Source organism: Tundrisphaera lichenicola (assembly GCF_051175385.1).
Taxonomy (GTDB): Bacteria; Planctomycetota; Planctomycetia; order Isosphaerales; family Isosphaeraceae; genus Tundrisphaera; species Tundrisphaera lichenicola.
The window spans coordinates 6,746,788-6,769,896 of the sequence record NZ_CP195106.1 but is presented as its reverse complement, the minus strand read 5'-3'; the positions used below and the strand labels follow the sequence as shown (position 1 = coordinate 6,769,896).

The 23,109-nt window shown below is 69.1% G+C and carries 21 protein-coding genes; 18 read left to right on the top strand and 3 right to left on the bottom strand.

The features are described from left to right. Positions 1–134 precede the first annotated feature (134 nt). Complete coding sequence (locus P12x_RS26885; RefSeq protein ID WP_435008103.1) at positions 135–848, bottom strand: DUF6655 family protein; 714 nt, start codon at positions 846–848, stop codon at positions 135–137. Positions 849–1,162: 314 nt separating this feature from the next. On the opposite strand from P12x_RS26885, the gene P12x_RS26880 reads away from it, so the two are divergent. The 10 genes from P12x_RS26880 (at position 1,163) to P12x_RS26835 (ending at position 12,903) form a co-directional block, all read left to right on the top strand. Further along, on the top strand, positions 1,163–2,131 hold the full coding sequence (locus P12x_RS26880; RefSeq protein WP_435008102.1) for a hypothetical protein: 969 nt from the start codon (positions 1,163–1,165) through the stop codon (positions 2,129–2,131). 105 nt (positions 2,132–2,236) lie between these two features. Further along, on the top strand, positions 2,237–2,875 hold the full coding sequence (locus tag P12x_RS26875) for a hypothetical protein (RefSeq protein WP_435008101.1): 639 nt from the start codon (positions 2,237–2,239) through the stop codon (positions 2,873–2,875). Positions 2,876–2,909: 34 nt separating this feature from the next. Further along, the gene (locus tag P12x_RS26870) at positions 2,910–3,149 is read left to right on the top strand and encodes a hypothetical protein (protein ID WP_435008100.1); all 240 of its coding nucleotides are present in this window, start codon (positions 2,910–2,912) and stop codon (positions 3,147–3,149) included. Beyond that, on the top strand, positions 3,146–7,105 hold the full coding sequence (locus P12x_RS26865) for an FtsK/SpoIIIE domain-containing protein (protein WP_435008099.1): 3,960 nt from the start codon (positions 3,146–3,148) through the stop codon (positions 7,103–7,105). Before P12x_RS26870 ends, P12x_RS26865 begins: the two co-directional genes overlap by 4 nt. A gap of 44 nt (positions 7,106–7,149) precedes the next feature. Beyond that, positions 7,150–7,770: a hypothetical protein gene (locus P12x_RS26860; protein ID WP_435008098.1), complete on the top strand. Its 621-nt coding sequence runs from the start codon at positions 7,150–7,152 to the stop codon at positions 7,768–7,770. Positions 7,771–8,092: 322 nt separating this feature from the next. After that, positions 8,093–8,434: a carboxymuconolactone decarboxylase family protein gene (locus P12x_RS26855; RefSeq protein ID WP_435011732.1), complete on the top strand. Its 342-nt coding sequence runs from the start codon at positions 8,093–8,095 to the stop codon at positions 8,432–8,434. Between the two features lie 276 nt (positions 8,435–8,710). Beyond that, positions 8,711–9,793 (top strand): hypothetical protein, encoded by a 1,083-nt coding sequence (locus P12x_RS26850; protein WP_435008097.1) that lies wholly within the window; start codon positions 8,711–8,713, stop codon positions 9,791–9,793. A 397-nt stretch (positions 9,794–10,190) separates the two neighbouring features. Next, on the top strand, positions 10,191–11,198 hold the full coding sequence (gene hemB / locus P12x_RS26845) for a porphobilinogen synthase (RefSeq protein ID WP_435008096.1): 1,008 nt from the start codon (positions 10,191–10,193) through the stop codon (positions 11,196–11,198). 42 nt (positions 11,199–11,240) lie between these two features. Next, positions 11,241–12,563, top strand: a complete 1,323-nt coding sequence (hemL, locus tag P12x_RS26840; protein ID WP_435008095.1) for a glutamate-1-semialdehyde 2,1-aminomutase — start codon at positions 11,241–11,243, stop codon at positions 12,561–12,563. 4 nt (positions 12,564–12,567) lie between these two features. Continuing rightward, on the top strand, positions 12,568–12,903 hold the full coding sequence (locus tag P12x_RS26835) for a hypothetical protein (protein WP_435008094.1): 336 nt from the start codon (positions 12,568–12,570) through the stop codon (positions 12,901–12,903). Here the strand turns inward: P12x_RS26835 and P12x_RS26830 are convergent. Beyond that, complete coding sequence (locus P12x_RS26830; RefSeq protein WP_435011641.1) at positions 12,898–13,839, bottom strand: ISAzo13 family transposase; 942 nt, start codon at positions 13,837–13,839, stop codon at positions 12,898–12,900. The genes P12x_RS26835 and P12x_RS26830 overlap by 6 nt on opposite strands. Positions 13,840–13,853: 14 nt before the next feature. Beyond that, positions 13,854–14,099, bottom strand: coding sequence for a hypothetical protein (locus tag P12x_RS26825; protein ID WP_435006007.1), 246 nt, complete (start codon positions 14,097–14,099; stop codon positions 13,854–13,856). Positions 14,100–14,429: 330 nt separating this feature from the next. Between P12x_RS26825 and P12x_RS26820 the strand changes: the two genes are divergently transcribed. The 8 genes from P12x_RS26820 to P12x_RS26785 all read left to right on the top strand — a co-directional run bounded on the left by P12x_RS26820 (position 14,430) and on the right by P12x_RS26785 (position 23,080). Continuing rightward, complete coding sequence (locus P12x_RS26820; protein ID WP_435008093.1) at positions 14,430–15,569, top strand: glycosyltransferase family 2 protein; 1,140 nt, start codon at positions 14,430–14,432, stop codon at positions 15,567–15,569. Then, positions 15,566–16,714: a DUF362 domain-containing protein gene (locus tag P12x_RS26815; protein WP_435008092.1), complete on the top strand. Its 1,149-nt coding sequence runs from the start codon at positions 15,566–15,568 to the stop codon at positions 16,712–16,714. Before P12x_RS26820 ends, P12x_RS26815 begins: the two co-directional genes overlap by 4 nt. Next, a complete protein-coding gene (locus tag P12x_RS26810) occupies positions 16,711–17,676 on the top strand; it encodes a glycosyltransferase (protein ID WP_435008091.1) in 966 nt (321 codons plus the stop codon). Before P12x_RS26815 ends, P12x_RS26810 begins: the two co-directional genes overlap by 4 nt. Beyond that, positions 17,676–18,779 carry a Gfo/Idh/MocA family protein gene (locus P12x_RS26805; RefSeq protein ID WP_435008090.1) on the top strand — a complete coding sequence of 368 codons (1,104 nt, stop codon included), beginning with the start codon at positions 17,676–17,678 and terminating at the stop codon, positions 18,777–18,779. Before P12x_RS26810 ends, P12x_RS26805 begins: the two co-directional genes overlap by 1 nt. Further along, positions 18,776–19,531 (top strand): polysaccharide deacetylase family protein, encoded by a 756-nt coding sequence (locus P12x_RS26800; protein WP_435008089.1) that lies wholly within the window; start codon positions 18,776–18,778, stop codon positions 19,529–19,531. Before P12x_RS26805 ends, P12x_RS26800 begins: the two co-directional genes overlap by 4 nt. A 188-nt stretch (positions 19,532–19,719) precedes the next feature. Then, positions 19,720–20,739, top strand: coding sequence for a class I SAM-dependent methyltransferase (locus tag P12x_RS26795; RefSeq protein WP_435008088.1), 1,020 nt, complete (start codon positions 19,720–19,722; stop codon positions 20,737–20,739). Beyond that, positions 20,736–22,298 carry a lipopolysaccharide biosynthesis protein gene (locus P12x_RS26790; protein ID WP_435008087.1) on the top strand — a complete coding sequence of 521 codons (1,563 nt, stop codon included), beginning with the start codon at positions 20,736–20,738 and terminating at the stop codon, positions 22,296–22,298. Before P12x_RS26795 ends, P12x_RS26790 begins: the two co-directional genes overlap by 4 nt. After that, positions 22,295–23,080, top strand: coding sequence for a class I SAM-dependent methyltransferase (locus P12x_RS26785; RefSeq protein WP_435008086.1), 786 nt, complete (start codon positions 22,295–22,297; stop codon positions 23,078–23,080). The genes P12x_RS26790 and P12x_RS26785 overlap by 4 nt, the downstream gene beginning before the upstream one ends. Positions 23,081–23,109 lie beyond the last annotated feature (29 nt).

Below are 23,109 nucleotides of genomic sequence, written 5' to 3'. Positions count from 1 at the left end.
TCACCAAGAATCGCCCCGCCTCGCCCCCGAATTCCGGGGAGGACGACGGGACCTCGGATCTCTCCGGTCGGCGGTCAGGCCCCGATCGTGCCACCACCTCGACCCGGCATGCGTACCTTTTCCGGCCCGGAGGATCACTTCCCGGTGAGCCTCCGGACGAATCGACGACGGACGCGCGATTCGGCCTCGGGGGGGTAGTGCTCGACCTCGGCTTGCGAGGCGAGTCGGTTCGGCCCGGTGCCGAAGACGTATCGGTCTCTCACCCCTTCCGCGTTCATCAGCGGGCCCGACTCCCAGATGATCCGCCCCGTCTTCGCGTCGTAGCCGAAGAACGCGGCCTTCACGACCGCGTCCTGCTGGTTCGACTGGTAGGCATTCAGCGAAGAGGTGGAGGTGGAAGCCGTCGCCAACGACGGGAAACCCAGCATGGTGGGCAGGGCGGCGATGTTCGGCAGGCCGACCTTGCACGACCGTTCGTCGGTCCCATAAGCCCCGACCGAGGGCTCGACCACGACTTCCGCCTTCGCCCGGTCGTCTTCCAACAGGGCCCCTTGCCGGGCCAAGGTCCGGCGGATGCTGGAGATCACCCAGTCCTTGTCGACGACCGTGACGTACCTGGGATCGAGGAAGACGCGACGATCGGCCAGCGGCCGGAAGTCGACCCGGCAGAGCGCGGCATCCCAGGCCCCGGTCAGCAGCAGTTGCTCGGTCCCGGAGCGAGCCGTGCCCGTGGACTTGATCGTGCTGCATCCCGCCGATCCCGCCGCCATCAGCCCGCCGAGCAGCACGATCGCTCGGATTGTCCGCCGGCTCGACGCCTGCCGTCCCATGATCGTCCCGCCCATCATCCTGAATCCCGATCCGACCGCCTTCGGCCTGGCCCGGTCTCGAAAGTCTCGACGTTGATCTTGGCTATTGTCGGGGATCGGCCGATTGGGCCGATTGCGCGAGCCAATTCTCGGCCGGCCGGGTACCTCACGGATGGGTTGTCGCGATTCTTGAGGATAGTCAATTTGGGTGAACTTTGAGGTTTGGTGTCGCGAGGGTAACCGTGGGAGACCCGGCAAGTCCCCGTCACTCCTCCGGAAGATCCGGGATTGTTCGTGGGCCCGGTTCGCCTTGACCGATCTCGATCATTGGGCTATAGCCAGGATCCCGGGCGGTGCGCCCGGCTCGGGAGCGGTGCGGGACGGGACGGGGGCAAGCTCGGATGGTCGCCTGGCGGCTCGCGGCGCTCTGGCTCGGCCTGATCGCGGCGGCGAGCGTGCCCGAGGCGCGCGGGGCCGGTGGCGTGGTGATCGTCGACCGCCTCGAAGTGATGGACGAGCCCGACCCGGCGAGCTATGCCTCGGACACGCTCCGGGAGGGGGAGCGGGTCGTCTTGCTGGGCGATGGGCCCCCGGGCTGGCTGGCGATCCGGCCCCCCCGCGATGCCTTCGACTGGGTGGACGCCTCGGCGGTCCGGGTCGGCCCCGATGGCGGGGGCGAGGTCGTCGAGGCCCGCGCGGCGGTCCGGACGGGGTGCGCCGAGGCCAAGCTTCCCGGCCCTCCCCGCCCCTCGCTGCCCCAGGGGACGGCGCTCCGGATGGTCGACCGTCCGCCGCTGGCGCTGGGCCGCAGGAAGTCGTCGAGCACCTGGCTGGCGATCGTCCCCCCGGTCGGCGAGATCCGCTTTGTCCGGGCCGAGGGCGTCCGGCTCGACCCCGCCCCGATCTCCGAGCCGGCCCCTCCCCCGGAGACCGACGGCCATGTCCGTCCCGCCCAGTATGGGGGCACCGACGACGACCCCGTCCGCCGGTTCGAAGAGGCGATCCGTCGGAGCCGGAGTCGCGATCAGGACGTCGCGCTGGCCCGACGGACCCTGGCCGATGCCCGGACGGCCACCGAGCGAGCCTACGACGCCCGGGGGCTCCTGCAAGCCTCGTCGCGCAAGGTCGACGGCCAGAAGGTCCACGCCCTGATCGGCCCCGAGGGCGTGCCGGTCGCCTACCTGAGCATCCCGCCGGGCCTGCCCGCCTTCCGGCTCCTGGCCCGGAAGGTCGGGGTCCGGGGCGATGTCCGCTATAATGAGTCGCTCGGGGCCCGCCTGATCACGGTCCGCGACATGGACGCCCTCGACCAGCCTCGTTGAAGCCCCCGCCCCCCTGCGGCTTTACTTCGCCGGGATCCCTTGATAGGCTCGCCCATGCGAGCAGGCCGTCCGACGCGGGACGCCCGTCGAGGAAGGACGATTCCCTTGAGCAGCCAGGCCGACGTCCGATCGATCGAGGCCTTGAAGGAATTCCGGGCCGCGCTGGCGCTCTATGCCGAGGAGACGCTGGGGGCCCTGGGGGCGGTCAAGATGGAGGCCCGCCGGACCGTCCAGTGGGTCCAGCAGGATCGGAAAGCCTACTGGATCGATCAGATCAAGCGTCGACGCGAGCGGGTCGCCTCGGCCCGATCCGAGGTCGCGCGGCGACGGCTGGCCAAGACCCCCGAGCACAACCCGGCCATGAGCGAGCAGAAGGAGTTGCTCCGGGTCGCCGAGGCCAGCCTCCGCGAGGCCGAGGCCAAGGCGATCCTGGTCAAGAAGTGGGAGCCGATGCTCCAGCAGGCCGTCCTGGAATTCCAGGCCAGCATCCGGCGGATCTCCGACCTCGCCGCCGGGGACATCCCCCGGGCCATGCACCTCCTGGGGCGGCTGGTCGACGCCCTGGAAGCCTATACGCGGACCGCCCCCCCGACGGCCAACCTGCTCGGCCCCGAGTCGGGGTTCGGGCCGATCGCCGGGGCGATCTTCGAAGAGTCGATCGCCGAATCGGCCCCGGTCATCGTAGATTCGGGAGGGGAAGGCGTGGCCGACGCCCCTTCCGAGGAGCCCGATCCACCGGCCTGATCCCGGCCGGACGCCCTGGGGGGAGGACCTTCCGATGCCCAACGCCAACGTGATGGCGGGTTCGAACCGGCTCCAGCACGCGATCCGGGCCCTCCGCGAGCACTGGCTGGCGACCGAGCCGACCTGGAACGACGCGGTCCGGCAGCGGTTCGAGGACCGATACCTCAAGCCGCTCGACCCGGCCACCGACGCCGCCCAGATCGGCATGCAGAAATTCGCCGAAATCCTCGACCGGGTCCGCCGCGACCTGTCCGACCGGAGTCCGTCGCCGTGAGCCATGTCCGGACCCTCTCCTCGAACCCATCCCACGAGTCATCGGAGTCCGAGCCCGACCCGATCGCCCGCCGGGGGTCGAGCCTCCGCGAGATCCTCCGTCTGGTCGCCGAGCGGGCCGCCGCCGAGGCCGAGGTCGAGCGGGTCCGCGAGGCCAGCGACTCGTGGGCCGACCGCGAATACCGCGAGAAGAAGCAGGCGCTCGCCGATCGATTCGCGGGGATGATGGAGGCCGCCCGGCAGGAGGACGAGGCGAGGCGTCGGGGGATCGCCGACGCCGCGATCGCGGGGGACGCCGCGGCCAAGGCCGAGTTCGCCAAGGGGAGCCGCAAGATCGCCTCCGACTTCGACGCCTCCCGCGAGCAGATCCGCGCCGATCACCAGAAGGCCAAGGCCCGAGCCTCGGGCGACTTCGACGCCGGAGACCGCGAGGCAATCGCCCGTCACGCCGAGGCCCGCAAGCCGGTCGACGAAGCCCTGAAACTCATCGAGTCGCGCAAGGCCCGGCTCGACGCCATCTTCGAAGCCTATCGACGCCTCGGTCTCCCCGAGGCCCCCACCGCCGCCTCTCGGATGTCCGACCGGTCCGACGACTCGATCGACAAGGTCTTCGACCGGCTCCACAAGGCCGAGCCGAACCTGGTGATGCTGGAAGGGCTGGTCATCCCCAAGCTGATGAAAGGGCGGGGCTATCTCTGGATCATCGCCGGGCTCTTCGCCCTGCTGGTCGCCCCGCTGATCTGGCTCCAGGGGGTCGCGATCGGGCTCCCGGTGGCCCTGGCGATCGCGGCGGTCGGGGGGTTCTTCCTCAAGATGCAGCTCCAGAAGCTGGCGAGGACCCAGGTCGGCCGGTTCTATTACCCGCTGGTCCAGACGATGATCGACGCCGAGGCCCTGGCCCTCGCCGCGCGGAAGGTGGTCGATCAGCAGCTCAAGGAGGATCGGCTGAAGGTGGCCGCGGCCCGCGACCAGGCGATCCAGGCCGCCCGGCAGAAGCAAACCAAGGCCCTGGCCGACGCCGAGGCCGACCGCGACGAACGGCTCAGGCTCATCAACGAGGTCTTCGCCCGGCAGACCGTCGAGATCCAGACCAAGCTAGCCCGAGAGATGCGCGAGGCGGTCGACCTCCACGAGAAGGCCGCCGCCGAACTCCCCGCGAAGAACGAGGCCACCTCGAAGAAGCTCGAAGACAAGTATCGAGCGGCCAAGGACGAGATCAGGAATCGGCATGAATCGGCCTGGAACAAGATGGCCGACGCCTGGCGAGCTGGGATGACCCGCCAGCAGGCCGAGGTCGGGGAGATCCGCCGATTCGTCGAGTCGTTCGCCCCCCCCTGGGACGACCCGACCTGGTCCGACCGGCCCCCGTCGAAGCTCGCACCGCCCGCCCTCCGGATCGGCGAGACCCGGCTCGACCTGGCCGAGATCCCCGGCGGGGTTTCGTCTGACCCTCGACTGAGGGAGGGCATCGAAACCCGCTTTGCTTTCCCGACCCTGGCCCCGTTCCCCGACCACGCCAACCTCCTCATCGAGGTGCCGGGCGAGGGCCGATCTTCGGCCGTGGCCGTGCTCCAGTCGGCGATGTTCCGGCTCCTGACGGGCCTGCCGGCCGGGCAGGTCAAGTTCACGATCGTCGACCCGGTCGGGATCGGCCGGAACTTCGGCGCGTTCATGCACCTGGCCGACTTCGACGAGTCGCTGGTCAACGGCCAGGTCTGGACCGACCCCCGCCAGATCGAGGAACGCCTGGCCGAACTCTCGGCGCACATGGAACGCGTGACCCAGAAGTACCTCCGCGACGAATACGCCACCATCGACGAATACAACGCCGTGGCCGGCGAGGTGGCCGAGCCCTACCGGGTCCTGGTCGTGGCCGACTTCCCCGCCGGCTTCGACGAGAAGTCGGCCGCCAGGCTCGCCGCCATCACCGCCGCCGGGACCCCCTGCGGCGTCCTCACGATGGTCGTCCGCGACCTCGACAAACCGCTCCCCCTGGGGATCACGGGCGAGGACCTCCGGGCCAACGCCTCGCTCCTGACCTGGGACGGGTCGACCCTGACCCGCGCCGACCCCGACTTCGATCGATTTCCCCTGATCCTGGACGCCCCCCCCTCGGGCGAGCTGGCGGGGCGCCTGGTCCAGCGGGCCGGGGCCGCGGCGAGGGACGCGAAGCGGGTCGAGGTCCCGTTCGAGTTCATCGCCCCCCCGGCCAATGCCTGGTGGACCCGGGACAGCCGATCGGGGATCGACATCCCGCTGGGCAAGTCGGGGGCGACCAAGCGTCAGCACCTGGCGCTCGGCAAGGGGACCGCTCAGCATGTCCTGGTCGCCGGGCGGACGGGCTCGGGCAAGTCGACGCTCCTGCATGCCTTGATCGTCAATATCGCCCTGAATTACAGCCCCGACGAGGTCGAGCTCTACCTGATCGACTTCAAGAAGGGGGTCGAGTTCAAGGTCTATGCCACGCAGGGGCTCCCGCACGCCTCGGTCGTGGCGATCGAGAGCGAGCGCGAGTTCGGCATCAGCGTCCTCCAGCGCCTCGACGCCGAGATGCGCGACCGGGCCGACCGGTTCCGCGACGCCGGGGCGCAAGACGTGAACAGTTACCGGAATGTCCCTGGCACATCTCCCTTGCCGCGGATCCTCCTGATCGTCGACGAGTTCCAGGAGTTCTTCGTCGAGGAGGACAAGCTCGCCCAGGAGGCCGCGCTGCTGCTCGACCGGCTGGTCCGCCAGGGTCGGGCCTTCGGGGTCCACGTCCATCTCGGATCTCAGTCGCTGGGCGGGGCGTATGCGCTGGCGCGGACGACCCTGGGCCAGATGGCCGTCAGGATCGCCCTCCAGTGCAGCGAGGCCGACGCCCACCTGATCCTCAGCGAGCAGAACCCCGCCGCGAAGCTCCTCTCCCGGCCCGGCGAGGCGATCTACAACGACGCCAACGGCTCGCCCGAGGGGAACCACTTCTTCCAGGTCGTCTGGCTCTCCGATGCCCGCCGCGAGGAGTACCTCAAGCAACTCCACGCCCTGGCCATCGAGCGACCGCCCATCACGAAGCGCAACCCGATCGTCTTCGAGGGGGACGCCGAGGCCGACCTCGCCCGGAACCCCCTCCTGGCCCCCTTGCTGGAAGCCCCCGCCTGGCCCCGATCGCCGCGATCCTCGACCGCCTGGCTGGGCGATCCCGTCGCGATCAAGGACCCCACCGCCGCCCTGTTCCGTCGACAGGGGGGGAACCATCTCCTGATCGTCGGCCAGAACGCCGAGGCCGCGCTCGGGATCATGGCCGCGACCCTGATCGGCCTCGCCGCGCAATACCCCTTGCCCACCTCCGACCGGGTCCGATCCGGCGCCCGGTTCGTCGTCCTGGACGGGACGCCCGAGGACGACCCGCAGGTCGAGGCCCTCGCGAAGGTCGCCGCCATCCTGCCCCATCCCATCGAGGTCGGCACCTGGCGAGAGGCCCCCCGGATCGTGGCCGAGCTCGCCGAGGAAGTCGCCCGGAGGCAGCAGCCCGACGCCGACGACGGCCCCGAGATCTTCCTCCTGATCCACGACCTGGGCCGGTTCCGCGACCTCCGCCGCCGCGAGAACGACTTCGGCTTCGGCGATCCCGGCGGAGATCCCATCCCCTCCGACCACCTCGCGACGATCCTCAAGGAAGGCCCGCCCCTGGGCGTCCACCTGGTCGTCTGGTCCGACAACCTGAACAACCTCAACCGAGGCTTCGACTCGCAAGGGATCCGCGAGTTCGAGACCCGCGTCCTCTTCCAGATGAGCTCGACCGACTCGGCCCACCTCCTCGACGCCCCCCACGCCAGCAAGCTCGGCCCCAATCGCGCCCTCTTCTCCAGCGAGGAACAGGCCCGCCTGGAGAAGTTCCGACCCTACGGCCTGCCCGACGAGGGGTGGCTGGCGAAGGTCGCCGATCGGTTCCGGCGTAGGTCCGTCGAAGAATGATCGAACCACGAAGCTCGGTTGATCGAGCAGAGGATGCAGGACCGATGACCCAGGACGCCCGGACGGGTCGTCCGACTCCCCCTCGGAGGAACTTCGGCCTGGCCGATGCCATGATCCTGGTCGCTGCCTCGGCGATCGGGCTGGCCGCGACGGGATGGCTCACCGACGGCGAGCCCTTGAAAGAGGCATGGGAGATCTTCTCGACACCGCCGCAGGACGGGTGGACGATCGGCAACATTCTGATGATGGTCGGCCTGCTCGGGATCACTTTCGTGGTGCCGAGTCTCGCGGCCTGGACCTTGGCTTGCCTTCTGATGCGTTTTCGCGACCCGCGCCCGGCCCGTCGCCGACTCGTCCGCCAACCGGGTGCGATGGCTTGCCTGATCGCCACGATCGTGATCGGGCTGTCCGTGGTCGGAGGATTGGCGGTCTGGGCGACGACGGAGCCGGACGATTTCATCCGATCCCCGCGACTCTCCGGGGCCATGTTCGGTTCGACACAGGTCGGGGCGGCCGTGCTCTGGTGCTGGGCGACGATGGCGATCTCCGGGAGGTGGCGTCCCGAGCCGACCTGGCTCGACCGGCTGGGCCGACTCCTCGGACTGGCTTGGATCGCGTTAGCAATCGCCGTCGGATACGTGACTGTCAATTTCTGGAATCTTTAGCGATGACCCGGCTACCGACTCGGCGTCGAGGCGGCCGGCAATGATACAAAATCGCCCGAATGAGTGACCCTTGTAGGGTCCGCTGTGCGGACCGTATCTCCGGTATCAAACCGAGGATGCGGTCCGCAAAGCGGACCCTACCATCGTCAATTGATCCGGGGGATTCGGTATGAGACCCGGAAAATCCGCGAGAAAGACCGATCCGTGCACAGATTCAGAATTCTGCTTGCGAAGCCCCAGGCGGGTCGATAATCTCGCGAACGCCGCCGCGATGCACGATCCTCGAAGTTTTCGACCCCATCCCCGGACCCTCCCAACCACCATGGCCGACTACCAGAAGCCCGAAGATCTGGCGTATGCCGAGAGCCTCATCAAGTACGCCCCGAAAGAGTCGGCCGCGTTCTTCAACCTCAAGTATACGGCCGAGCGCGAGGACGGCGTGATCCCCGCGAAGTACCGGGAACTGATGTCCGTCGCCGTGGCCCTGACGACCCAGTGTGCCTATTGCATCGACTCGCACGTCAATAACGCGGTGAAGGCGGGGGCCACTCGCGAGGAGATCGCGGAGACGGTCTTCATCGCCGCGGCCCTTCGCGCGGGCGGAGCCGTCGGGAATGGCCTGCTCGCGATGCGCCTCTTCGACGAGGCCGAGGCGAAGGCCTGACGTCGGCCGACAAACTCGATCGATCACCGCTCAATCGCTCGTACGCCTTCGAGAGGAGATCCGGGGAGCGGAAGCGGAGCCCGGGATTGGGGCCGGGCTCTTGAGCGTGGCGGAGGTGCCCAACCCCATCCCTCGACCGTCCCGGGCGTTCGACGCATCCTCAAGCCACCTCGGGGTTGTGGAGGGACCTCGCGCGAATTGTGTGTTAATGGGCCGATCTCGAAAAAGAAAGTATCGGGGAGATCCCCCGGACCGTCGCCCCTCGCGAGCACCGCCATGATCGTCTCCGAAGCCCGGATCGCCGCCAATCGCCGGAACGCCCTCAAGAGCACGGGGCCGAAGACCGAGGAGGGCAAGGCCAGGTCGCGCGCCAATGCGTTGAAGCATGGCCTCTGCTCGGCCATCGTCGTGCCCGAGGACATCGCCACCCTCCAGGCCCGCTCCGATGCTTACTTCTACACGCTCAAGCCCCAGAATCATTTCCATTCCTGGATCGTCGACCAGGTCGCCCTGCTCAGCCTGCGGATCGACCGCTGCGAGCGGATCGAGCGCCGGGTCCGGGACAAGGTCTCCTTGCGCGCGGAACTGACCTGGGACGACGACCGTCGGCTGGAGATGGCCCAGCTCGGCGGGATGATCGGCAAGCGCCCCGACGAGGTGGTCGAGGCGTTGCGCCGGACCCCTCAGGGGTGCGAATGGTTGATGACCCGCTGGGCGATGCTGGCCCATGCCGCCGACATGAAGGGGTCGTGGACCCCCGAACAAACGGCCCTGGCGTTCGACCTGCTGGCCACCCCGACCGAGTTCCGCGAGGGGCACCGCCCGGGGGCCTCGCTCGACCTGGAAGGGAAGCTGATCGGGCCGGCCGACGACCCGGCGGTCGTGGCCCGTCGCGAGATCGCCGCCCTCAAGGAGCGTCTCGATCTGGTGAGCGACCTCGACGAGGTCGAGCGGGCGTTGGCCTGCTCGGATCTGACCAACGACTCGGACCCGGAGTTGCGGAGGCTCCGGCGTTACGAGTCGGGCCTGCATCGGCGGCTCCGGTGGTGCCTCTCGCAGCTCAAGTATGAGTCGCCGCACCGGGGCTCGCATCCGGATATGTTCCCGCAATGGAATGGCGTGCCCGAGGCCGAAGCCAGGCCCGAGCCGAAGCCCGATCCGGCCCCCGAGAAGCCCCTGGAGTCCTGGCAGATGTCGGCGCCGTTCCCGCCGTTCGACCTCCTGCCGGAGGAGTACCCCGCCCCGGGCGAGGAGGTGGACCTGCCGAGGATCATCGCCTCGCGTGCCGAGAAGCGGCTGAAGCGGGCCGAGGACCGTCGAGAGGCCCGACGCTGCAAGGTCGAACGCCTCCGCGCCTGAGGTTTGCGCCGTGACATCCCGACGCGATCCCTCTTCCGCCTGCCAGGACAGGTCGGAGCCGCCCCCGCACGCCCACTGCCCGACCCATGGGACGTTGCTCGGTGAAAATTCCGGTCTCGACCGACCGTTACGGCCCGCGATCCCTCGGAAATGGAGAAAAGAACGACTTCGGAGGCCGGGTGGAGTCGATCGAGGATGGCCTCCGCGGAACAAACCCAATCTGGCGACGGAACGAACCCACCGAGGGACCGAGGATGGCCGGGGAACCTGGCCGTCAACCTCGCCCCGGGCAGGTTTGGGCGTCTCGCGTCCGCCGGGATTGCTCGACGCGACCGATCCCCGGCGGATAAACTGAGTGGGCTGGTCCGACCGCGAAACCCGATCCGAGATGTGACCGATGTCGTTCGAAGCCGCCCGATTCCCGATCCAACGCCCCCGGCGGCTCCGGTCGCACCCCAGGCTCCGCGACCTCGTCCGAGAGCAGCGGCTGACCGTCGACGACCTCATCTATCCCCTGTTCGTCTATCACGGCCAGAATCTCCGGCGCGAAATCTCCTCGATGCCCGGGCAGTTCCAACTCTCGCTCGACCGCCTGGGCGAGATGGTGGCCGAGGTGGTCGACCTGAAGATCCCCGGCGTCCTCCTCTTCGGGATCCCCGAGCACAAGGACGCCACCGGGTCGGGGGCTTCGAGCGATTCCGGGATCGTCCAGGAGGCCATCCGCCTGATCAAGCGCCAGGCCCCCGAACTCCTGGTCATCACCGACGTCTGCTTCTGCGAATACACCGACCACGGCCATTGCGGCCCCCTGACGGAAGGCCCCGGGGGCCGGTTCGACGTCAACAACGATGCCACGCTCCCCCTGCTGGCCCGGCAGGCCGTCAGCCACGCACGGGCCGGGGCCGACGTGGTGGCCCCCTCGGGGATGATGGACGGGATGGTCGGCGCGATCCGGGCCGGGCTCGACGAGGCGGGCTTCTCGGGGCTCCCGGTGCTTTCCTATGCCGCCAAGTTCGCCAGCGCCTATTATGGACCCTTCCGCGAGGCTGCCGAGAGCACCCCGGCCTTCGGAGATCGTCGGACCTACCAGATGGACCCCGCCAACGGGGACGAGGCGATCCGAGAGGTCGCCATCGACCTGGCCGAAGGGGCCGACCTGGTGATGGTCAAGCCCGCCCTGGCCTATCTCGACATCGTCCGGAGGGTCAAGGAGCGATTCGGGGTCCCCGTCGCCGCCTACAACGTCTCGGGAGAATACGCCATGATCAAGGCCGCCGCCGCCAACGGCTGGGTCGACGAGAGGCGGATCGTCCTGGAGACCCTCACCAGCTTCAAGCGAGCCGGGGTCGACATGATCCTGACCTATCACGCGCTCGACGCCGCCCGATGGTTGAAAGAAGGCTGATCGATTCGGCCTCCCCCGCGAAACCCTGGGATCCAGCCTTCCATGCCCGCCATGCCCAAGACCTCCGTTCCCGGTTACAAGCTCGACCGCAGCCACGAGGCGTTCGCCCGCGCCAACAAGGTCATCCCGGGCGGGGTCAACAGCCCGGCCCGGGCCTTCGGGGCGGTCGGGGGCGAGCCCCCTTTCATGGCCCGGGCCGAAGGGGCTTATCTTTATGATATCGACGGAAACCAGTACGTCGATTACATCGGCTCGTGGGGGCCGATGATCCTGGGGCATGCCCAGGCCCAGGTCCGCGCGGCGGTGACCGAGGCGATGGCCCTGGGGACGAGCTTCGGGGCCCCCACCGTCCGCGAGGTCGAGATTGCGGAGCTGGTCGCGGCCTCGGTCCCGTCGATCGAGAAGGTCCGATTCGTCTCCTCGGGGACGGAAGCGGCGATGTCGGCGGTCCGGGTGGCCCGTGGGGTGACGGGCCGCGACAAGGTCGTGAAGATGGCCGGGCATTATCACGGTCATATCGATGCGTTGCTGGTCCAGGCGGGGTCGGCGGCGACCACGCTGGGCACGCCCAATAGCCCGGGGGTCACGAAAGGGGCGACGGCCGACACCGTGATCTGCCCGTTCAATGACGCGGCGGCCGTGGCCGAGGTCTTCGAGCGGTATCCCGGCCAGGTGGCGGCGGTCCTGATGGAGCCGGTCGCCGGGAACATGGGGCTGGTCCCGCCGAGGCCCGGCTACCTGGAGGCGATCCGCGAGCTGACCGAGAAGCATGGCACGATCCTGATGTTCGACGAGGTGATGACCGGCTTCCGCCTGGCCCTGGGGGGTGCCCAGGAGCGGTTCGGGATCACTCCCGATCTGACCGCGCTGGGCAAGATCATCGGCGGCGGCCTGCCGGCGGCGGCCTACGGGGCCTCGGCCGAGGTGATGAATCACGTCTCGCCCGCCGGGCCGATCTACCAGGCGGGGACACTCTCGGGGAATCCGCTGGCCGTCGCCGCCGGCTTGACGACGCTCCGATTGCTCCGCGACGACCCGCCCTATGATCGGCTCGAGGCGATCTCCGCCCGGCTGGCCGAGGGGCTCGATCGCGCGGCGACCGACGCGGGCGTTCCTCACGTGGTTCAGCGCGTGGGGAGCATGCTCACCCTCTTCTTCCACCCCGGGCCGGTCTGGGATTACGAGGACGCCAAGCGGTCCGACACGGCCCTCTTCGGCCGGTTCTTCTGGGAGATGCTGGCCCGGGGGGTCTACCTGCCGTGCAGCCAGTTCGAGGCCGCCTTCGTCTCTTCGGCTCATACCGATGCCGAGATCGACCACACCATCGAGGCGGCCGGCCAGGCCCTGAAGGCCGCGAAGGAATGAACACGTGATCGGATGGTTCAAGCCCAAGACGTTGATCGCCACCGCCGGCGCGGTTCTCTTGCCGCTGGGCGCGCTGGCGTATCTGGCCTCGGTCCCCGGCCCGAAGTCGACCGCGGTGGTCCTGCTCCAGGTCGGGATCGTGATCGGCGGGGTCGTCTTGTTCGGCCTCATGCTCGCCAAGTTCCTCGAGCAGATGAACGCCGCGCGGGTGGGCCGATGGCTGGAGACCCCGGAAGGTCGGGAGTGGATCGAGGCGCTGCCGGACGAGGAACGCGAGGCGTTCCTGGCCCGATTCGAAGACTTTAAGGATCGCCGATTCGATAACTTCCCGAAGTCATGATTCGCTCGGGACCGCCCTGTAGTTCCACTTCGGCAGGATCTCGTCGAACACGATCTTCATGTCCTCCTTGAACCCTGCCGCATACTTCCGCCCCGTCTGGTACACCTTCTCCAGGATGTCCACCGTCACCCGCAGCCCCGTGCTCGTGCTCGCCTTCTCCATCAACTCCTTCACCAAACCCACGCTCTCGAAGATCACGCCCTGGCAGGCTCGGGTCAGGTGCGGGAACAGCCGATGCTCGATCGGGTTGTATTTCGAGCAGTACGGCGGGTAGTGCGCCACACGGATCTCGATGCCGAGCCGATCGACCAGACCCTGGAGGTCCTCCTTGAACAGGTACTGGCTCGCACTGTTGCTGCCGCCGCCGTCGCACAGCAGCAAGATCGAGGTCGCACGGGGATAGCGGGCTCGGCCCTGGCCCTCCCACCACCGCTCGATGCTGTCGCAGGCGAACTCGCCCGTGTCGTGGCTGGTCCCCAGGTTCACATGGCCGTCGTTCTCCTTCACGTCGTACAGCCCGTGGGGGATGACCACACCCTCGGCGAAGCTGGGGAAGTCATGGTCGAACGTCCCAATGACCCCTTGGGTCAGGAGGTGCCCGGCCCGGTAGAAATTGCCGATCAACTCCTTCTTCTTGGTGTCGATGCTCACGATCGGGTTGTCGGTCCCGAGATACTCCCCCTTCAGCCGGGCGATGTTCTCGAACTGCTGGTTGCGGTCGGGATGCCCGCCCATCGCCCTGGCCTTCTGGGCCTTGCGGGTGACGTAGCCGTGCTTCTTGAGCAGTTGCTTGACCACCGGCACGCTGACTGGGGTGCCCGCCTCGGCCAGGTGGCCGGCGATCTGCTCATAGTTCAGGTCGGTCCAGCGGACCCCCTGCCGCATCGGGTCACCGGCCGTGCGATCCCGGAGCACCCGGAGGAAGTTCTCCTCCAGGAGCGGGATGGAGCCTATGCACGGCTTCGGGCCGCCCCTTTTTTACGAACCCGATCGCCGAGCCCGTCAGGGAGTCGATCCAGGTCCTGTTGGCCCTGGCGGATCGTCTTGGGATCGCAGCCCAGAAGCGTGGCGATATATTCGGTGCCCCCATGGCCGAGCTTGGCGGCCTCGATGGCCGCATATCGCCTGCGGTCCTTCTCCGAGAGCGAGTCGTGGAACATCCGCATCGAATGCTCGATCTCGGGGCTGTACGTCATGGCTGGGCGTCCGTTGCGAGGTCGTGATCGTCCTGGCTACGGTTATACGATGCCGAAGGCGTATCGGGAAGTTATCGAATCGGTGGTCCTAAATGACGCGAAGCGGGCCTCGATCTCGACTCATCGGCTTTTCCCGGATTGACGAGACCGGCGGTCCCGGCTAAAGTCCCGCCGCACGTCGCGACTCGGGCGACGGGACGGCGGATCGGACCTGAACCACACCTTGATTCCCCAGTCATCCCGACGTCGACGAGGTCGAGGCGCGTGCTCGGGCGGCCCCAAGGATGGGGGCGCATGCCGGCACGCGGGAATTGACGGGCGAGGGTGTTCATGGACGATTATCCCGCCGGTCCGGCGAGCCCGGGGCCTCGGAGGCCGCGGCTCTCGGTGGTGATCCCCGTGAACAACGGAGGTCGCGACCTGGAGCGCAGCCTCCGAGGGCTCCGAGATTCGACCTGGACCGATTACGAGCTTGTCGTCGTCGACGACGGGTCGACCGACGGGTCGCCGGTCTGTGCCGAATGGTATGGGGCCCGAGTGATCCGGAATCCGACCCGGATGGGTCCGGCGGCGGCGAGGAATGTCGGGGCCCTGGAAGCGACCGCCCCCTGGATCTTCTTCCTCGATGCCGACGTCGCGGTCCACCCCGACGCGATGGCCCGCGCGATGGCCCGCATCGAGGCCGATCCGGGACTGGCCGGACTCTTCGGCTCCTACGACGACAACCCCACCGCGCCTGGGCTGGTCAGCCGATTCCGGAACCTCCTCCATCACTACGTCCACCACGCCGGACCCTTCGTCGACGATGCCCGACCGGCCCACACCTTCTGGACCGGCTGCGGCCTGATCCGTCGCGATGTCTTCGTGGAGGCCGGCGGCTTCGACCCCCTGCTCTACCGCCGACCGGCGATCGAGGATATCGAGCTGGGCTACCGGATCACCCGGGCCGGGCACCGGATCCTCCTGGCTCGCGACGTGAAGGCGACCCACCTCAAGCGGTGGACCCTCCCCGACGTGATCCGGACCGACATCTTCCGGCGGGGCGTCCCGTGGATGCTCCTGATGAAGCGGCTCAAGGTCGTCGAGACCGACCTGAACGTCTCGAAGTCGCAGCGGGCCTGCGTGGCGGCGACCGGCCTGGGGTTGCTCGGCGCGGCGGCGTCTGTCCGATGGCCCGGGGCCTTCGTCCTCCTGCCGGCGAGCCTGGCGGCGATCGTCGGGCTGAACCTGGAGTTCTACCGGTTCCTCGCCCGTCGGAGGGGACTGCTGTTCGCCCTCGGATCGACGGTCATGCACCTGATCTATTACTGCTGCTGCGGGGCCTCGGTCGTGATCGCGCTGGCGATCTGGCACCTCTCGCGACGACCGGCCGGCGAGCCGACCCCGGGGATTCGCCGCGACCTGGCCGAGACCGTGGCCCTGACCTCGCCCCATCCCGCCCGGAGTCGTCGGAGGAGCCCCGCCCGATGAACCGCCAATCGACCGTGGCCGTGGTCCGATCCGACAATCGCCGAGGCGCGGTGGCCCAGGCCCTCGCGCTGATCGCCGGGGACCTCCGCGAACGGGTCACGCCCGAGGTCCTCATCAAGACCAACGGGGTGAGCCACCTCCGCCAGCTCCCCTCGACCCACGCCAACACCCTCTCGGCCTCGCTCGATGCCATGTTCGCCGCGGGGGCCTCGCGCGCAATCGTTGCCGAAGGGGCGACCGACGCCTCGGCGGGATTCGATCGGTTCGGATTTCGCCGGGAAGCATGCGGACGGCCGGTCGAATTCTTCGATATTAACCACGACGAGTCGAGCTGGGGCGACCTGGGGCTGTCCGCCGTCGATGGCGCCCGCCTGACCGCCCGGGTCTCCAGGACGGTGACCTCGGCCGCGTGTCGCGTCTCGCTCGCCTTGATGAAGACCCATGTGACGTCCATGGTCACGTTCAGCCTCAAGAACATGTTGTCGAGCATACATCCCGACGACCGGGTCATGATGCACGGGCACGCCGGGGGGAGCAACGGCTATCGAGGGTGGAAGCGGCTGGTGGTCGAGTTCCTCAAGGGGGATAGCTTCCTGGTCAACGCGCTGACCCGATCGATGGGCCGGGTTCGCAACCTGAAGTTCGCGCTCTCGGCGAAGAACGGCCCCGAGGGCTGGTCTCGCCTCTCTCCCGCCGAGGTAGGCTACCTCCGGTCGGTCGAGGCGATGAACCGGAATCTGGTCGCGCTTTCACGAGTGGCGAAGCCTCATGTCAGCATCGTCGATGGTTTCGTCGCGATGCACCGCGAGGGGCCCAGGCACGGCACGCCGATCCGGCTCGGAACGGTGGTCGCGGGCGTCGACGCCGTCGCGGTCGACGCCGTCTCGGCCGCCATCATGGGCTTCGACCCTTCGCGGATCGGCTATCTCCGCTATGCCCACGAGGCCGGCCTGGGAGTCGCCGACCTCGGATCGATCGCGATCGTCGGGGACACGCTGACCTCGGTCTCTCGCCGATGCGTCCCCCACTCGAACCACGCGATCCAGCGCCACTGGGATCGGCTCCCCGGGCTGGCGAAGGCCCCGCAAGGTGGCCCGGCCATCCCGGCCCCCCATTCGTCGATCTCGAAGGCGGCCCGTCGATGAGTCATCCCCGAGAGCCCGTCGCCGTGGTCCTCGCCCGGACCCACCCCACGCCCGACCTTGAGGCGAGCCTGGCCCGGTTCGCCGAGGAAGTCGGGCCGATGGGCGAAATCCTCCTGGTCGACTCCTCGGGCGGCGACCTGCCCGAGCTCGCCCCGAACGTCCGGTTGATCCGGGGGATTCGAGGTCGGCTCGCCCCCGAACTCTGGCGCGACGGGCTGCTGGCGAGCAAGGCCCCGCTCGTCGCGTTCTCGACGGTTCAAATGATCCCGCGTCGAGGCTGGCTCGCCTCGTTGATGGAGCGGCTGGTCTCGACCGGCGCGGCCGGGGTGGGCGGGCCGATCGAGCCCGGACCGGACCTCTCCGCGACCGATCGCGCGGTGGCCCTCCTCCGGTACTCGGGCTACTTCCCCCCCCTGCCCGACCCGTCGACGATCGAGCCCCCCGGCGAGAATGCCCTCTATCGACGCGATCGGCTGGAACAGGTCGGATCGTCCTGGCTCGATGGGTTCTGGGAGGCCGAAGTCCACCGGTCCTTGCGGGATCGGGGCGAGACCCTCGCGATGGCCGACGGGGCGATCGCCCATTTCTTCGGGGGCGTCGGGCCGGGATCGATGGCTCGCCAGCGATGGTCGCATGCTCGTCGATATGGGGCTGACCGATCGAAATCAATGGATGGATTGAGTCGCCTGCTTCGCATCGCGGCCTGTCCGATGGTGCCACCAGTGCTCACCGCCCGCTCGATCTCGCGTCTCCGGATTCGCGGGATGAGGTTGGTACCCTGGATCTCCTCGATCCCGATCCTGGCGGCCCTTTCGACGGCCTGGGCGATGGGCGAGGCGGTCGGGATCTGCCGGTTCGGGACGGGAGAAACCCCGGCGAATCCGGGCCATGCACCGGCCGGACCGCTCGCCGAGGTCGGGTCGGACGGATCCGCAATCCAGCACACTCGGAGGGCCGGCTGATGGACGCCGAAGACAGGGAACTGGGCGTACTGGTGGTGGGGACGGGGTTCCTCGGGGCCCAGCGTGCGGCCGCGACGGTGCGAACGAAAGGGCTCCGGCTGGTCGCGGTGACCGACCTCGACGAGGCGCTGGCCGAGCGGGTCGCGGCCCGGTTCGGCGTGGTCGCGGTCCCCAGCCTGGAGGTCGGGCTCGAATCGGGCGGGGTCCACGTCGTCGTCATCGCCACCCCTCACGGCGATCACGCCGGTGCGGTCCGTCGGTCGCTCGAAGCGGGCAAGCATGTCCTCTGCGAGAAGCCCCTGGCCATCCGCGCGGAGGATGCCCGAGGCCTGGCGATCCTGGCCGACGAGCGACGCCTGAAGCTGGCCACCGGGCTCAACCACCGATTCTATCCGCCGATCCAGGATGCGATGGACCTGGTGGGCCGTTGGTCGATCGGTCGGGTCGAGGGGGTCCGGGCGCAGATCGGCCATTCGGCCTCGCCCGAGTTCCTCAAGTCGTGGCATACCGAGGTCGCCCTCTCGGGCGGCGGGACCCTGATGGATAACGGGCCTCATGCCTGCGACCTGATCCGCCGGTTCCTCGGCGAGGTGGTCCTGGCCAAGGGGTTCGTCCGCCAGGACGTCCACCTCCCCAGCGGCTGCGAGACCGAGGCCCACGGGCTCTACCGGAACCACGACGGGGCGGTGGCCGAGATTCATTCGAGTTGGGCCTTGCGCGCCGGATATCTGACGGTCGAGGTCCGGGGGACCGAGGGGCATCTCCGGATCGAGACCGCGCCCTGGCGGCTCTCGGGACAGCTGGCCGATGGCCGTCGGGTCGACCGTCGCTACCTGGCCGATCGCGTGGCCGAGCGGGTCTACCAGGCCCGCTTCGGCTGCGAGCGCTCGATCGTCCGGGAGATGGAAGCCTTCGTGTCGAATCCATCGACCTCGATGCGACCCAACGCCACCGGCTGGGATGGCTGCCGGGTCACCGAGATGATCCAGGCCGTCTACCAGTCCGACCGGATCGGCGACGAGGTCCACCTGAAGCCCTTGCTCGTCCACCTACCCTCGGGCGCGCGTCGAAGGGCGATCCGCGATCGGGAGCATCGTCGATGAACCCCGGCGGCCTGCCCATCCTGACCTACCACTCGATCGACGCCGGCGATGCGCCGACCTCGACCTCGCCTGTCCGGTTCGCCGAGACCCTGGACGCGCTCCGCGAGGCGGGCTTCCGGGCGGTCGACCTGCTCGACTGGATCGACCGGGGACGCCCCGAGGTCGAGAAGTCGTTCGCCCTGGCCTTCGACGATGGCCTCCTGTCGATCCTCGGGGTTGCCGACCGGATCGCACGCGACGCGATCCCCGCGACGGTCTTCCTGCTCGCCGGTCGGATCGGCCTGGATAATGCCTGGCCCGGCCAGCCCGACGGGATCCCCAGGGCCCGGCTCCTGGGATGGTCCGACCTGGAGGCCCTGGCCCGGCTCGGGTTCCGGTTCGGGTCGCACGGGGTCTCCCACGCCCGGCTCGACCGGCTCGCCCCCGATCGGGCGGAATCCGAGCTGATCCGCTCTCGCGAATCGATTGAACAAAAGATTGCGCGTCCTTGTCGGCTCTTCGCCTACCCCTACGGGGCGAGCAACGCCACCGTCCGATCCCTGGCCGCCCGGAATTATGATGCCGCCTTCGGGACGAGGCTGGCCTATGCGTGCTCGGCCGACGATCGATTCGACATCGCGCGGATCGATGGCTACTACCTCCGCCCTCGACGGGCCGTCGAACTCCTGATCTCCGGGCGATGGCATCGACGGCTGGCCGTCCGCCGGGTGGCCCGGATGGTCCGGGCGTCGGTCGGATCGCGACTGGCTTGATGATTTTTCGACATTGGGGTTCTTGCCGATGGCCGAGCGAATCACCCTCACCCGGCCTTCGGCCACCCTCTCCCGGGGGGAGAGGGAACAGTCCACAAGATCGACATCTGAACAATCAAATCGAGGATCACTGAAATTCCCTCTCCCCCCGGGAGAGGGTGGCCGAAGGCCGGGTGAGGGTGTCCGGCATGAATAACATCTCAATCACCGATGCGACACCCGTGTTACGCCCCAGCCGGATCGACCGACAGATCTGCCCCGCCTGCCGCGAGCCCCTGGAGGGTCGCGAGTGCCGGCGCTGCGGGCGATCGTTCCCGGAGGTGGCGGGCTTGCCGGATCTCCGGATCTCGTCCGACCGATACCTCGACCTGGAGGGGGAGCGGGCCAAGGCCGGGCGGCTGGCCGCGATCGCGCCGCGGGTCGACCTGGCGGGCCTGTCCGAAGCCTATTACGCGATGACCCACGACGTCGAGCCGAGGCGTCGGCGGTTCTACCTGGCCCACATTCTCGGGGCCGAATCCCGAGGGTCGGCGCTGGCGGAACTCCTCCCGAGCACGGGCCGGATCCTCGAAGTCGGCTGCGGGACCGGGGGCCTCCTGGCGGCGGCGGCCCGTCGAGGTTTGACGATCGAGGGGACCGATATCGCGCTCCGATGGCTGGTCGTGGCCCGTCGGCGGCTCGACGATCTCGGGCTCTCGGCCCCCTTGATGGCGGCCTCGGCCGAGCAACTGCCCTATCCCGATCGGAGCTTCGACGCGGTGGTGGCGGACAGCCTGGTGGAGCATCTGGGCGACCCCGCCGCCGCGTTCCGCGAGTGGGCCCGGGTCCTCCGGCCGGGCGGTTCGATCCTGATCTGGTCGCCCAACCGCTATGCCCTCACCGTCGATCCTCACGTCCGGCTCTGGGGGCTGGGCTGGCTCCCTCGCGACTGGATGCCCGCCTATGTCCGGTGGCGGCGGGGCGGGGCCTGGCCCCCCCCTTGCCTCTCGGTCGGCGAGGTCCGCCGGATGGCCCTCGACGCGGGGTTCGAGTCGGTCGCGGTCGACCCTCCGAGGATCTCCCCGGACTGGGCCAGGAGTCGATCGAAGTTTCAGCGTTCCTTGATCTCCGCTTATGATGCCGCCGTTCGGACCCCCGGCCTTCGCTCGCTGCTCCGGGCCTTCGGTCCGCTCTGGCAACTCCGGGCGATCCGGGGGGGGGCGGCATGACGCTCTGGCGGTCGGACAGGGTGATGCCGGTCGGCGGCCTCCCGCTCCTGTTGGGGTCCGAGGCGATCGCCAGCATCGTCGGTTTCGGCGTGATGGTCCACCTGGCCCGTCGACTGGGGCCTTCGGAGTTTGCCGACTTCGAGTCAGCCTCGGCGGTCGCCGCCTGGTGGCTGGTCGTGGTCCGGGGCGGCTTCGACACGATCGCCACGCGCGAGGCGGCCCGGCACCCCGCGCTGGTCCGGCCGTTGACGGACGTCCTGATCGGGATGAGGCTGGCCTCGGCCGCTTTCGGGCTGCTGGTGGTCCTGGCCTGGGCCTGGGCTTCGGGGCCGGGTCGAGGCGGGGTCGTATTGGTGGCGGGGCTGATCCTGATCCCTTCGGCCTTCGCCAGCGACGTGGGATTCCGGGCTTCGGGACGGTTTGGGATCCTCGCGGTGGCCCAGGTCGCGCGCGTCCTCGGGCTGGCCGCCGGGGCCTGGTGGCTGGTCGCGAGGCCCGGCGACGCCATCCTCGGCGCGGCTTGCGTCGCCGGGGCCGAGTGCTTCTCGACCCTGGTCCTGTTGGCCCATCACGGCCCGATCCGCCCACGCTTCCGGCCTCGGGCCTGGGCCGCGATCGCCCGCCGAGGTGCGGTGGCGGGGGCGACCCGGTTCGGGCGAGTGAGCCTTTATGCCCTCGACATCCTGGCCCTGGGCTGGTGGGTCGGGCCTGGCCTGGGGCCTTACGCGGCCGCCCGCCGTGTGGCGTTCGCCCTGCTGGCCCTAGGCCTGGTCGTCCCGACGGCCGTGGCCCCGAGGCTCGCGAGGGCCTGGGCCGCGAGCCCGCCCGAGGCCCGCGAGATGATCTCTCGGACGATCTGGGGCCTCCTGGCGATCGCCTTGCCGGCCACGGTCGGGCTGATGGGGACGGCCGACCGCTGGATGCCTCGTCTCTTCGGCGAAAGCTACCGCGAGGGCGGTCCCTGGCTCGCCCTGATCGCCGCGCGGCTGCCGTTCGTCCTGGTTTCGAACGTCCAGCAGGCCGGGCTGATCGCCGCCCGTCGCGAGGACCTGGCGTTCCGCCTGATCCTGGGGATGGTCGGCCTGGGAGTCGTCGCGGTCCCGCTGCTGGCCGTGCTGGATGGTCCCTGGGGGGCCGGGGCCGCCGCGCTCGGGGTCGAGGTGGCGGGAGCGGTCGCGGGGTGGTTGGTCCTGGAAGGGGCACTCTTCGGGATTTCATCCGGCTTCACGTCTTCCTTCCTCTCCCTCCGGGAGAGGGCCGGGGTGAGGGTCTCCGCATTGGTGACAATGCTCGACGACCCGTCTGCGAACCTCGGGGATGCTTCGAATGCCCCTCACCCCGGCCCTCTCCCAGGGGGAGAGGGAGGAATTCTCCAGACGGGTTCCGGGACACTTCGAACATCCCTCCCGATCCTCGCGGGGACGGCCGGGGTTGCCGGGATTTGCCGGATCGGGTCGGCCTGGCCCCTGGGGATGGTGGTTGTCGTGAGTTTGTGCGTTTATGGGTTGACCTGGGCCGGTGCTCATCGCCCGCGGCTCGATCGGGGGCTGGTGCCATGACCATCGACGAGCCCGGATATTTCGAACGGCTGGCCCGCGTCGAGTCGCGTCACTGGTGGTCGCGCGCGATGTGGCGGCTGGCCTCGGGCTGGCTGGCCGGGGCGATCGCGGGCCGTTCCGGGCTGGTCGCGCTGGATGTCGGCTGCGGGGCGGGCCTCTCGCTGGTCCGGCTGATGGGGCATCGCGAGATGGGCCGGATCGTGGGGCTGGAGCCCGACCCGGGCGCGCTCCGGCTGGCCCGTCGGCATCGGGGGTTCCGGGTGGTCGAGGCCTCGGCCCTGGCCTTGCCGTTCGAATCGGCGAGTTTTGATGTGGTGACTTGCTTCGACGTCCTCCAGCATCTCCCCGAGGGGGGGGATCGACGGGCGGCCTCGGAGATCGCCCGGGTCCTTCGCCCCGGTGGCGTGGCGGTGATCCGGTCGAACTCGGCCGGGTTCGGGCCGGGTCGGTCCTCGGGCGGGTCGGCGTATCGGCTGCGCGAGCTGGTTGAGGTTGTCGAAGGGGCGGGATTGGGTATCCTCCGGGCGTCGTACGTCAACGGGCTCCCGGCGATGGCGCAGGAGGTCCGGGGGCGGCTCGGGTTCTTGGCGGGCCGTCGGGGCCGGTCGTGGCGGCCCCACCCTTCGGGCGGCGGGCTCCGGATCGACCTCCCTTCGCGGAGAGTCAACCGCCTGATGGCGGGCGTGGCCGAGTTCGAGCGGCGTGCGATGGACGGGCTGGGCGTGGGCTTGCCGTTCGGGCACAGCACGATGGCCCTCGCCGAGAAGGGGGGCCGAACATGAGACGCAACCTTCATTCGTGGATGGGAGGA